The 12,265-nt window shown below is 71.3% G+C and carries 11 protein-coding genes; 8 read left to right on the forward strand and 3 right to left on the reverse strand.

Annotated features, from left to right (window positions below; genetic code table 11):
- Window positions 1-13: 13 nt before the first annotated feature.
- The gene (locus tag KBX39_RS09605; protein WP_210870060.1) at window positions 14-898 is read left to right on the forward strand and encodes an ABC transporter ATP-binding protein; all 885 of its coding nucleotides are present in this window, start codon (window positions 14-16) and stop codon (window positions 896-898) included.
- Window positions 895-1,860 (forward strand): ABC transporter permease subunit, encoded by a 966-nt coding sequence (locus tag KBX39_RS09610; RefSeq protein ID WP_064445471.1) that lies wholly within the window; start codon window positions 895-897, stop codon window positions 1,858-1,860. Before KBX39_RS09605 ends, KBX39_RS09610 begins: the two co-directional genes overlap by 4 nt.
- Before the next feature lie 29 nt (window positions 1,861-1,889).
- On the opposite strand, the gene KBX39_RS09615 is transcribed toward KBX39_RS09610, so the two are convergent.
- Entirely contained in the window at window positions 1,890-2,915 is a 1,026-nt protein-coding gene (locus KBX39_RS09615; RefSeq protein ID WP_069088314.1) for an acetylxylan esterase, read from the reverse strand.
- 67 nt (window positions 2,916-2,982) lie between these two features.
- Here KBX39_RS09615 and KBX39_RS09620 point away from each other — a divergent pair, with 67 nt between their 5' ends.
- Genes KBX39_RS09620 through KBX39_RS09645 form a run of 6 tightly spaced genes read left to right on the forward strand, consistent with a single transcriptional unit; the run spans window position 2,983 to window position 10,850 of the window.
- Window positions 2,983-3,912 (forward strand): sugar ABC transporter permease, encoded by a 930-nt coding sequence (locus KBX39_RS09620; RefSeq protein WP_064445469.1) that lies wholly within the window; start codon window positions 2,983-2,985, stop codon window positions 3,910-3,912.
- Window positions 3,909-4,847 (forward strand): carbohydrate ABC transporter permease, encoded by a 939-nt coding sequence (locus KBX39_RS33230; RefSeq protein ID WP_233607833.1) that lies wholly within the window; start codon window positions 3,909-3,911, stop codon window positions 4,845-4,847. Before KBX39_RS09620 ends, KBX39_RS33230 begins: the two co-directional genes overlap by 4 nt.
- Window positions 4,848-4,889: 42 nt before the next feature.
- On the forward strand, window positions 4,890-6,533 hold the full coding sequence (locus tag KBX39_RS09630) for an extracellular solute-binding protein (protein ID WP_210870055.1): 1,644 nt from the start codon (window positions 4,890-4,892) through the stop codon (window positions 6,531-6,533).
- A complete protein-coding gene (locus KBX39_RS09635) occupies window positions 6,530-8,056 on the forward strand; it encodes a xylan 1,4-beta-xylosidase (protein WP_210870056.1) in 1,527 nt (508 codons plus the stop codon). The genes KBX39_RS09630 and KBX39_RS09635 overlap by 4 nt, the downstream gene beginning before the upstream one ends.
- Window positions 8,053-8,742 carry a hypothetical protein gene (locus KBX39_RS09640; RefSeq protein WP_210870057.1) on the forward strand — a complete coding sequence of 230 codons (690 nt, stop codon included), beginning with the start codon at window positions 8,053-8,055 and terminating at the stop codon, window positions 8,740-8,742. The genes KBX39_RS09635 and KBX39_RS09640 overlap by 4 nt, the downstream gene beginning before the upstream one ends.
- Complete coding sequence (locus KBX39_RS09645; protein WP_210870058.1) at window positions 8,739-10,850, forward strand: alpha-glucuronidase; 2,112 nt, start codon at window positions 8,739-8,741, stop codon at window positions 10,848-10,850. The genes KBX39_RS09640 and KBX39_RS09645 overlap by 4 nt, the downstream gene beginning before the upstream one ends.
- A 10-nt stretch (window positions 10,851-10,860) precedes the next feature.
- Here KBX39_RS09645 and KBX39_RS09650 read toward each other — a convergent pair whose 3' ends face one another.
- Window positions 10,861-11,943, reverse strand: a complete 1,083-nt coding sequence (locus tag KBX39_RS09650; protein WP_210870059.1) for a D-galactonate dehydratase family protein — start codon at window positions 11,941-11,943, stop codon at window positions 10,861-10,863.
- A gap of 84 nt (window positions 11,944-12,027) precedes the next feature.
- A partial coding sequence (locus tag KBX39_RS09655; protein WP_210870062.1) for a hypothetical protein occupies window positions 12,028-12,265 on the reverse strand: 238 nt, incomplete at its 5' end.

The following is a 12,265-nucleotide window of genomic DNA, read 5'->3' on the forward strand; positions in this document are numbered from 1 at the left end:
GGCCCCCACCGAGATCGCGCTGCGCACCGACGGCGTGGGCAAGCGGTACCGGAAGGGCTGGGCGCTGCGCGACTGCACCCTGACCCTGCCGGCGGGCGGCGTGATCGCCCTGGTCGGGCCGAACGGCGCGGGCAAGACCACGCTGCTGCGCCTGATCGTCGGACTGCTGGCGCCGAGCACCGGCACCGTCGAGGTCCTCGGCCACGACGTCACCGCCAGCACCCCGCAGACCCTGTCCCGGATCGGGTTCCTGGCCCAGGACCACCCGCTGTACAAGCGCTTCACCGTCGCCGAGATGCTCCGCTTCGGCCGGGCCTGCAACCTCCGCTTCGACCAGGGGCTGGCCGAGCGCCGGCTGGCGAAGCTGGGCATCCCGCTGGACCGCCGGGCCGGCTCGCTCTCCGGCGGGCAGCAGGCCCAGGTCGCGTTGGCCCTGGCCCTGGCGAAACGGCCGGACCTGCTCGTCCTCGACGAGCCGGTGGCCAGCCTCGACCCGCTGGCCCGGCGCGAATTCCTGCAGGTCCTCATGGGCGCGGTGGCCGACGGCGGGGTGACGGTCCTGTTCTCCTCCCACGTCGTGCACGAGCTGGAACGTGTCTGCGACCACCTGGTCGTGCTCAACCACGGCCGGGTCACGCTCACCGGTGACATCGACACCCTCCTCGCCGAGCACCGGCTGCTCGTCGGCCCGCGCACGGCCACCGACCTCGACCGGGCCGGCGCCGTCGTGGACGCCGTCCACAGCGACCGGCACACCACCCTGCTGGTACGCGACGGCGGCATCCCGGCCGCGCCGGGCTGGCAGGCCCAGCCGGTCGGGCTGGAGGACCTGGTGCTGGCGTACCTGCGCCGGCCGTCCGAGCCGGGCGCCGCGGTCCCGTCGGAGGTGGCGGCATGACGTGGTTGATCTGGCGCCAGCACCGCACCGAGGTCTGTGTCCTCGGTCTGCTTCTCGGCGTGTTCGGCATCGCCCTGCTCGTGCTCGGGACGCAGGCCCACGACCTGTTCCCCGGCGGCCCCGCCCGGTGCGCGGGAACAGCAGGCGCCGGCGAGACGTGCACGGCCGCCTTCCGCCGGCTCGACGAGGAGTACGGATACGTCGAGAACCTCCTCGCGGCCTTCTACCTGGTGCCCGTCGTCATCGGCGCGTTCCTCGGCGCGCCGCTGCTCGCCCGCGAACTGGAGGACGGCACCTGGCAGCTCGCCTGGACCCAGGCCGTGCCGCGGATGCGCTGGCTGGCGGCCAAGCTCGCCGCGCTGGCCGGCGTCACAGTCGCGCTCACCGGCATGTTCACCGCCGTGCTCACCTGGTTCCGGCAGCCGTTCGATGCCTGGGAAGGGCGGTTCCAGTACGACGCCTTCGACCTGGAAGGGCTCGTTCCGCTGGCGTACGCGCTGTTCGCGTTCGGCGTCGCCACCGCCGCGGGGGCGATCCTGCGGCGCAGCCTGCCCGCGTTCGGCGTCGCGTTCGGGGCGTTCCTCGCCGCCCGGATGTCGGTGGCGCTGCTGGCCCGTCCCGCGTACGCCACGCCGCTCACCACCATGGAGCCGGTCCCCGCCGGCGGCACGAAGGGTCAGGCCGGAGCCGGCGTCGCCGACTGGGTGATCGAACGCGGCTACGCGGACGCCGCCGGGCGCAGGCTGAGCTCGACGGAGTACTACGAACTGGAGGACGCGGCCAACCAGGCCGGCACGAACCTCAGCCAGTTCCTGCACGAACGCGGCATCCAGCGGTTCGGGGTCTACCACCCTGCCGACCGGTTCTGGACGTTCCAGCTCATCGAGGCGGCGGTGTTCGTCGCGGTCGCGGCGATCCTGATCGGCGTGGTGGTGTGGCGGGTACGCCGCCGGGTGATCTAGCGCCCTGCATCGGACATCCGGTGAGTCCGTCAGCCGGCTGCCGTCCCGGCGGAACGCATCACCGCGTCCAGCCAGCGCAGCTGCCGCCGGACGTGGACGGCCTCCCCGCCCTCGTGGCCGTTGAACGGGTACGTGTGCATCTCCCGTAGCGGAGTGGCCGATGCGGCAGCGGCGTACTGGTTGTAGGCGGCGAAGCCGGTGCTCGGTGGGCAGACCTCGTCGCGCAGACCGATCCCGAAGTGCGCCGGTGCGGTGGCGCGCCGGGCGAAGCTGACGCCGTCGACGTAGGACAGCGTGCGCCGGACCGGCTCCTCGGCCTCGCGGTGCACCGCGAGGTAGCGGGCGATCTCGCCGTAGGGGGACGCCTCGGTCACTTCGATGGCGCGCTGGATGTCGCACAGGAACGGGGCGGTGACCAGGAGCGCGGCGAGGCCGTCGACGAGGCCCGCCGCCGCGAGCGCGAGTCCACCACCTTGGCTGTTGCCCACCGCGGCGACGCGGGCCGGGTCCACCCCGGGCAGTACGCGGACGGCGTCGATCGCGCGGACCGCGTCGGTGATCAGGCGGCGGTAGTGGTAGTCGTCCGGGGACAGGATCCCCCTCGTGGCGGGGCTGGGCCCGCCGGGAGCGTCGTGCGGGTCCGGGGTGTCACCGCGGCTGTACAGGCCGGCCTGTCCCCGGTTGTCCACCAGCAGGTGGGCGTAGCCCGCCACCGGCCAGGTGAGCCGCTCCCCCGGCAGGCCCCGGCCGCGCCCGTAGCCGGGGTACTCCACCACTGCCGGCAGCGGCGTGGCTACGCCCGCGGGACGGGTGTACCAGGCCCGCACCGGTTCGCCGGCGAACCCGGCGAACGTCACGTCCCACACGTCGAGCAGCCGCAGGTCGGTGGGTTCGGGGCGGACGTCGACGAGCACCGGGCTGGCCGCGGCGGCGGTGAGGGTGGCCCGCCAGAACCGGTCGAAGTCGGCGGGCTCGACGACAGCCGGCGTGTAGCGGCGGAGCTGGCCGAGGGAGATATCAATCGACGCTCTTGACACGAAGATAACGATACCAATAAATTTCCGAAAGGCTTACGACGTATTACCGGAAACGTTCCGGCCGACGGTCAGGGGGAGGACGAGCTTGGCAGCCCCGACCCCGCGCAGTCGCCGTACGCCCTGGCGGCGGGCCCTGCGCCGGGACTGGCAGCTCTACTCGCTCGCAGTCCTGCCGCTGCTGTTCTTCCTGACGTTCCGCTACCTGCCGATGCTCGGCAACGTGATCGCGTTCCGGCGCTTCCAGCCGGGCGGCAGCCTCTTCGGCGAGTACTGGACCGGGCTGCGGTACTTCCGGTTGTTCTTCACCGACCCGACCTTCTGGAGCGTGTTCACAAACACGCTGGTGCTGGGCGCGCTGACGCTGGTGTTCTGCTTCCCGCTGCCGATCGTGCTCGCGCTGCTGCTCAACGAGGTGCGCAACCGCGCGCTCAAGCGGTTCGTCCAGTCGGTGTCCTACCTGCCGCACTTCCTGTCGATAGTGATCGTGGCCGCCATGGTCCTCCAACTGCTGTCGGTGGACGGCACGGTGAACCAGATGGTGCGTGCCGTGGGCGGCGAGCCGGTCGCGTTCATGCAGCAGGCCGGATGGTTCCGGACGATCTACGTCTCCTCCGAGGTCTGGCAGACCGTCGGCTGGGGCACCATCCTCTACCTCGCCGCGCTCACCACCGTCGACGGCGACCTGTACGAGGCAGCCCGCATCGACGGCGCCAACAGGTGGCGGCAGACCTGGCACGTGACGCTGCCGGGGATCCGGCCGACGATGGTGACGCTGCTGATCCTCAACATCGGCACCTTCATGGCCGTCGGCTTCGAGAAGATCCTGCTGCTGTACAACCCGCTCACCTACCCGACGGCGGACGTGATCTCGACCTACCTGTACCGGGTGGGCATCGTTTCCGGGAACCTCAGCTACGCCGCCGCCATCGGCCTGTTCGAGTCCGTGATCGGGCTGACGCTGGTGCTGTCGGCGAACGCGATCTCCCGGCGCACGGTGGGGACGAGCCTGTGGTGAGCACGCAGGCCCGCGCCCAGGCCCGTACACGGAAACCGGCGGCCCGGCCGCGTGGCCCCCGGCCCACCCGCGGCTACCGGGTCTTCCAGGTGGTGAACGCCCTCGTGCTGACCGGCGTCGTGGTGGTGACCCTGTATCCGTTCCTCACCATCGTGGCCCGCTCGCTCAGCGACAACGCGTACATCGTCGCGGGCGAGGTGAACCTCGTGCCGCGCGGGTTCAACCTGACCGCGTACCGGGTGGTGACGTCGGACCCGACGTTCTGGGTCAGCTACCGCAACACCGTCTTCTACACGGTGGTCGCCACGCTCGTCTCCGTCGTGCTGACCACCTGCTATGCCTACGTGCTGTCGAAGAAGCACCTGCGGGGCCGGACCGCGCTGGTCGGGATCGCCGTGTTCACCATGTTCTTCACCGGCGGCCTGATCCCCAACTACGTCCTAGTCACCAGCCTCGGGCTGAAGAACACGGTGTGGGCGATCGCCCTGCCCAACGCGATAAACGTGTTCAACCTGCTGGTGATGAAGGCGTTCTTCGAGAGCCTGCCGGTCGAGCTGGAGGAGGCGGCCGCAGTCGACGGGCTGAACACGTACGGCACGCTGCTGCGGATCGTCCTGCCGCTGTCGAAGGCGATGGTCGCCACGATGGTGCTGTTCTACGCCGTCTCGTTCTGGAACTCGTGGTTCGCCGCGTTCCTCTACATGGACCGGCAGGACCTGCTCCCGGTGACGGTCTATCTGCGCAACCTCATCGCGGGCGCGACCGACGCCACGCAGACCGGCGGCGGCCTCGGCAGCGCAGGCGACGTCGTCCAGTCCGCCGCCACCATCCAGTCCGTGACCATCGTGCTGACGATCCTGCCGATCCTCGCGGTCTATCCCTTCATCCAGCGCTACTTCGTCTCCGGAATCATGCTCGGCGCCGTGAAGGGATAGCCGCCACCCGCACCACCACCCCACCACCGGAAGGAAGAACCCATGGCCCAGCTGTCCCGGCGCCAGCTGCTGCTCGCCACCGGCGCGGCCGCCGTCGCCTCCCTGGCGGGTTGCGGCGACGACGCACCCGACAAGAAGGACCTCGACCGCAACCGTGCCGGCGCGATGGAGAAGTACGGTATCGGCGACCAGTTCAAGGCCACCGAGCCGGTCACGTTCTCGATCCTCTACAACAACCACCCGAACTACCCGCTCAAGCCGGAGTGGCTGTTCTGGACCGAGCTGGCCGGGCGGACGAACGTCAAGCTGGACCCGGTCGCCGTGCCGCTGAGCGACTACGAGCAGAAGCGCAGCGTGCTGGTCGGCTCCGGTGACGCCCCGATGATCATCCCGAAGACCTACCACCCGCAGGAGAACTCGTACGTGTCCTCCGGCGCCATCCTGCCGGTCAGCGACTACCTCGACCTGATGCCGCACTTCAAGGACAAGATCGAGAAGTGGAAGCTCCAGCCGGAGATGGACACGCTCCGGCAGGAGGACGGCAAGTTCTACCTGCTGCCCGGCCTGCACGAGAAGCCCTGGCAGGACTACACGCTCGCGGTCCGCACCGACGTGCTGGAGCAGCTGAAGATCCCGTCCCCGACCACCTGGGACGAGGTGTACGCCATGCTCAAGGCGATGAAGGCGGCCCACCCGGACGTCATCCCGTTCTCCGACCGGTTCGGCAAGCCCAACCCGGCCGGCAACCTGCTGAACATGCTGGCCCTCGCGCACGGCCTGCCCGGCGCCGGCTGGAACTACCAGCCGACGAGCTGGGACTCCGGGGCCGGGAAGTACGTCTTCACCGGCGCCTCGGACGGCTACCGGCAGGTGGTGGAGTACCTCCACAAGCTGGTCGCCGAGGGGCTGCTCGACCCGGAGACGTTCACCCAGACCGACGACCAGGCCCGGCAGAAGCTCGCCAGCGGCAAGTCCTTCGTGATCAGCACGAACGCGCAGACCCTGGTGAACGACTACCGCCCGGACATCGCGAAGATCAACCCGAACGCCCGGCTCGGCAAGATCCTCTTCCCGGTCGGGCCGGCCGGAGCGGTCAACCCGGCGAGCCGGCTGGAGAACGGCGTGATGATCTCCAGCAAGGCGCGCGACGGCAAGAACTTCGTGGCCATGATGCAGTTCGTCGACTGGCTCTGGTACTCCGACGCCGGCCAGGAGTTCGCCAAGTGGGGCGTCGAGGGAACCACGTACACCAAGGACGGCTCGGGCAAGCGCACCCTCGCCCCGGACGTCAACGTCATCGGCCTCAACCCCAAGGGCACCAAGCACCTGCAGAAGGACTTCGGCTTCTACAACGGCGTCTTCGCCTACGGGGGCAAGCTCGACCTGGTGCAGTCGTTCTTCTCGCCCGAGGAACTGGAGTTCCAGAAGGAGATGAACGCCCGCAAGGCCGCGCCCTGGGTGACTCCGCCACCGGCGCCGCTCAGCGACTCCGAGCGGGAGCAGACGACGCTGTGGGCGACCGCGCTGAAGGACCACGTCACCCAGAACACGCTGAAGTTCGCCCTCGGCCAGCGGCCGCTGAGCGAGTGGGACGCCTACGTCTCGGAGCTGAAGGGCAAGAACGCGCAGGCCTACATCGACCTGGTCAACAAGGCGTACGACCGGTACCGCAAGAACCACGGATGACGCGGCTCCTCGTCCCCGACCGGCCTGCCGGCCGGCTGACCGACGCCTGGCGTACCTGCGTGGGCACCGGCCGGTTCGACCTGGCTCTGCGACGTGACTATCAGGACTCGCTGGCGCTGGTGCAGCGGGACATCGGCTTCCGGCACATCCGCGGCCACGGGCTGCTCAGCGACGGCGTCGGCGTGCACCGCCCGTACGAATACCGGGGCGAGCGCCGGGTGCGGCACGCCTTCACCTACGTGGACCAGGTCGTCGACGCCTACCTCGCGCTGGGCATCCGGCCCTTCGTGGAGCTGGGGTTCATGCCCTCGGCGCTCGCCTCCGGCGACCAGACCGTGTTCTGGTGGCGGGGAAACGTGACGCCGCCCCGGTCGTACACCGAATGGGGTGACCTGGTGCGCGCCACGGTGACCCACCTGGTCGACCGGTACGGCCTCGACGAGGTGCGCGGCTGGCCGATCGAGGTGTGGAACGAGCCCAACCTGCCGGCGTTCTGGCAGGGCGCCGACCAGGACGCCTACCACCGCCTGTACGAGGTGTCGGCGCACGCCGTCAAGGACGTCGACGCGGCACTGCAGGTCGGCGGCCCGGCCCTGTCCCCCGGCGCCGACGAGTGGCTGAAGCCGTTCGCCGAGTTCGTCACCGACCGCGACGTGCCCGTCGACTTCGTCAGCCGACACGCCTACACCTCCGGCCCGGCCCGGCACCTGCCGTTCGGCACCCGGCAGACCCTGGCTCCGGCCACGGAGCTGCTGGAGCAGTTCGCCGCGCCCCGCCGGCACCTGGCCGGCACCGCGCTGGCCGACCACCCGGTGCACATCACCGAGTTCAACTCCTCCTACCGGCCGGACAACCCGATCCACGACACGGCCTTCCACGCCGCCTACCTCGCTCCGGTGCTGGCCGACGGCGGGGATCTGGTCGACTCCTTCTCCTACTGGACCTTCAGCGACGTGTTCGAGGAGGAGGGGGTGCCGACCGCGCCGCTGCACGGCGGCTTCGGCCTGCTCACCCACCGGCAGATCAAGAAACCCACCTACCATCTGTACGCGTTCATGGCCCGGCTCGGCGACGAGGTGCTCGCGCGCGGGCCGGACCATCTCGTCACCCGGCACCCCGACGGCCGGGTCGCGGTCCTGGCCTGGGCCCCGGTGGACGTCACCGGCCGCGAGCCGGCACCCGAGCGGCACACCCTGTCGCTGTCGGTTCCGATCGGCCTGCCGGGCACCGCGTCGGCGTTCCTGCTCCGCTCGGCAGTGAGTGAGGACGCAGGCAACGCCTTCGCGGCCTGGCGGGAGATGGGCAGCCCGCACTCACCCCGGCCACGGCAGCTCGACGCGTTGCGGGAGGCCGCCGAGCCGGCCCGTACCCATCGCGCAGTGCCGGTCGCGGGCGGGCGGGCGGACCTCGACCTCGTCCTCGCCCGGCACGAGGTGACTCTCGCCGAGCTGACCCCGGTAGTGGACGAGACGCCGCCGTGGTGGGACGACAGGTTGCTCGACCCGCACGAGGACCGACGGTGACCGGCGCGACCGGCGGGCTGCGGGAGTTCGGCGACGGGCCGTTGTCGCGGGCCGCCGCGACGGTCCACACCCTGCTCGTGGTCGAACTGCTGCTCCTGATGAGCACGCTGCCCGGTCTGGCCGTGCTCGTGCTGCTCGACCGCGACAGCAGCAACCTTCCGCTGGTCGCCGCCGCCGCGCTGCCGGTCGGTCCGGCCGTCTCGGCCGCCCTGCACACGCTGCGGCACCAGCGCCCCGACCTGACCGATCTCCGTCCCGCCGCCGCGTTCCGCCGGGCCTACCGGGCCAACCTGGCGGGCGTGCTGCGCGTCTGGGCGCCGACGCTGCTGTGGCTCGCAGTCATCGCGGTCAACCTGGCGAACCTGCCCGCCGCCGCCGTCCCCGGCTGGTGGGCCGTGCCGCTCGTCGTGGTCGGGGCGGGGGTGATCCTGGTCGGGGTCAACGCGCTGGTGATCGTCTCGCTGTTCACCTTCCGCACCCGCGACGTGCTCCGGCTCGCCGTGTACTACGTGGCGCGCAAGCCCAGCGTCACAATCGGCAACGTCGCGCTGCTGGTCGCCGCCGCCGGCGTCACCGCGGTGTTCTCCGAGGCGGTGCTCGCCCTGCTCGCCGCGCTCCTGGTGCTGGCGCTGCTGCGGATCGGTGCTCCCATGATCGACGACATCCGGGCGGAGTTCACCGCGTGAGCGTCCCGGTCACCGGCCGCTTGTCGGCCGACAGCGGCGAGTCGGCCTGGCATGCCGCCTGGCTACCGACTGCGGCGTTCCGTGAGCTCGGTTCCCGGCCGGTGCTGGTGCACGGCGACGGGCTCCTGGTCGACACCGTCCTCGACGAGGTGAGCCGGGCCTGCGCCCGCTACGGCGGACGGCTCTGGCACGGGCCACCGTGGCCTGTCGACGCCGACCTGGTGCTGGCCCTGCGCGGCGCCGGCCCGGTGCCGAACGCGGCGGCGGAGGCGGCCCGGCTCGGCGCGACACCGGCGGTGAACGGCACCGGCGACGGCGCGCTCGGCGACGAGGGGTACCTGCTGACGCGGGCGAGCGGCGTGACAGTGGTCCTCGCCGACGCGCCGGCCGGCCTGCTGTACGGGATGTTCCACGTGATCCGGCTCGGCGCGGCGGCCTTCCACGACGACCTTCCGGCGCGGCGGCACCGGCCGGCACTGGACCGGCGGATGCTCGACCACTGGGACAACGTGGCCGTGCACCCGGTGTCGGGCCAGGTCGAGCGGGGCTACGCCGGCGGCTCCCTGTTCTGGCGCGACGGCGCCGCCCGGCACGAGCCCGCCCGGCTCCGCGACTACGCCCGCCTGCTCGCCGCCTGCGGCGTCAACGCGATCTGCGTGAACAACGTCAACGTGCACGACACCGAGGCGCTGCTGCTGACCGACCGGCTCGGCGACGTCGCGGAGATCGCCGAGGTGTTCCGCCCGTACGGCATCCAGGTGCATCTGGCGGTGACCTTCGCCGCCCCGGTGGTCCTCGGCGGCCTGCCCACCGCCGATCCGCTGGACGAGCGCGTACGGGACTGGTGGGCCGCCGCCACCCGGCGGGTGTACCAGCGGATTCCCGACTTCGGCGGCTACCTGGTGAAGGCCGACTCCGAGGGCCGGCCCGGCCCCTTCGCGTACGGGCGCGACCACGCCGACGGCGCGAACCTGCTCGCCGAGGCGCTCGCACCGCACGGCGGCGTGGTGCGCTGGCGGGCGTTCGTCTACGACCACCACCAGGACTGGCGGGACCGGTCGACCGACCGGGCCCGGGCCGCCCACGACCACTTCGCGCCGCTGGACGGACGATTCGCCGACAACGTGATCGTCCAGGTGAAGTTCGGCCCGATCGACTTCCAGCCACGCGAACCGGTGTCCCCGGTGCTCGCCGCGATGCCTGCTACCCGGCTGGCGGTGGAGGTGCAGGCGACGCAGGAGTACACCGGCCAGCAGCGGCACGTCTGCTACCTCGGCCCCTGGTGGAGCGAGGTGCTGCGGTTCCGGCCCCGGGGCGCGACCGGCGACACGATCGCCGACATTGCGGCCGGACGGGCGGGCGCCGGTGGCGGCCTGGTCGCCGTGTCCAACGTGGGCGACGACCCGTTCTGGACCGGGCACCCGCTGGCCCAGGCGAACCTGTACGCCTTCGGCCGGCTCGCCTGGGATCCGCTGCTGGATCCCGGCGCGATCCTCGACGAGTGGATCGACCTGACGTGGCTGCCGGTGACCACCGGCGATCCGGACGCGGTGCGGCGCACGATGCACGCGATCATGGACGATTCCTGGCGCACCTACGAGCGCTACACCGCCCCGCTCGGCGTCGGGTTCATGGTGCGGCCGGGCCACCACTACGGCCCGGACGTGGACGGCTACGAGTACACAGCGTGGGGCACCTACCACTTCGCCGACCGCGACGGCGTCGGGGTGGACCGGACCCGGGCGACCGGGACCGGCTTCACCGGCCAGTACCCGCCGCCGTGGTCCGAGGTGTACGAGTCACGCGAGCGCTGCCCCGACGAACTGCTGCTGTTCTTCCATCACGTGCCCTACCGGCACGTGCTGCACAACGGCCGTACCGTGATCCAGCACATCTACGACACGCACTTCGCCGGGGTCGAGGAGGTGATGGCGATGCGGGAACGGTGGCGGCTCGTCGCCGGGGCGGTCGACCCGGCCGTCCACGACCGGGTGGCGGAACGCCTCGACGAGCAGCTCCGCAGCGCCGTCGAGTGGCGGGACCAGATCAACACGTACTTCTTCCGCAAGTCCGGGATCCCGGACGCGCACGGTCGCCGCATCCACTGAGCCGGCGCGCTCACCAGGGGTGCACGGTGCCGTCCGTCAGCCGGTTCACCGGCAGGTAGGCCGGCGCGTACGGGTAGCGGGCCGCGGCCTGCTCGTCGATGTCCACGCCGAGCCCCGGAGTCTCGGCCGGATGCAGGTAGCCGCCGTCGTAGTGGTAGCCGTGCGGGAACACCTCGTCCGTCTGCTCGGTGTGCCGCATGTACTCCTGCAGACCGAAGTTGGGGATGGCGATGTCCAGGTGCAGCGCGGCGGCCATGCAGACCGGGGAGAGATCGGTGGCGCCGTGCGACCCGCTGCGGACGTGGTGCAGCGCGGCGAGGTCGAAGATGCGTCGCAGGTGGGTGATCCCGCCGGCGTGGACCACAGTCGTACGGACGTAGTCGATGAGCTGTTCCCGGATGAGCTGGGCGGCGTCCCAGATGCTGCTGAAGACCTCGCCGACGGCGATCGGCGTGGTGGTGTGCGAGCGGATGAGCCGGAAGCCCTCCTGCAGGTCCGCCGGGACCGGATCCTCCATCCAGGTCAGCGCGTACGGCTCCAGGCTCTTGCCGAGCCGCGCCGCCTCGATCGGGGTGAGCCGGTGGTGCACGTCGTGCAGCAGCCGGAGGGTGGGCCCGAACTCCTCGCGGACCCGGGCGAACACGCCCGGCACGTGGGCCAGGTAGGCCTCCGTCGACCAAGTGGTCTCGGTCGGCAGCGCGGCGTCGGCGGGCTCGTAGAACATCTTGTCGGCGCTGACGCCGTACGTCCGGGGCAGGCCGGGCACGCCGCACTGCACCCGCACCGCGCGGTAGCCGAGGTCGACGAAACGGGCGACCTCGGTCAGCACCTCGTCGACCGTCTCGCCGTTGGCGTGCCCGTACACGGTCACGCCCTCGCGGGACCGGCCGCCGAGCAACTGGTAGACCGGCAGCCCGGCACGCCCGATCAGCAGCGGCACGACGTGGTCGCGCAGGTAGGACGCGACGGCCAGTTCCCGGCCGTTGAGGGTGGCGTCGCCGACTCCGGTGACTCCCTCGTCGGTCACGACCTTGAGGGTCACGAAGTTCCGGCCGGGGCAGGTCACGATCACCCGGGCGTCGACGATTCTCATCCGGTCTCCCCTGCGGTCCGCGCGCCGGTCACCGCAAGATTATCCACCATCGTCGATCTATCGGGCACCCCGGCACCGGGCCGGTCAGGCCGGTTCGGGCACACCCCCGGGCTCCCCGTCGTCGGGCATCGGCTCGACCGGCGCCTCGGGCAGTTCACCGGGCGTGTCCGGGAGGAGTTCGCCGGGGTCGTCCGGCACGTCCTCACGCGGGTCGATCGGCGGGTACACCTCGGGATCGAGGTCGGGGTTGGTCATCGACCCTGTATCCGACGCCTCCGCCGCGCCCGCCCGCCGAGCGCGGCGGAGGCGTCGGATACTGGGT

Source organism: Micromonospora sp. D75 (assembly GCF_018070405.1).
GTDB lineage: Bacteria > Actinomycetota > Actinomycetes > Mycobacteriales > Micromonosporaceae > Micromonospora > Micromonospora chalcea.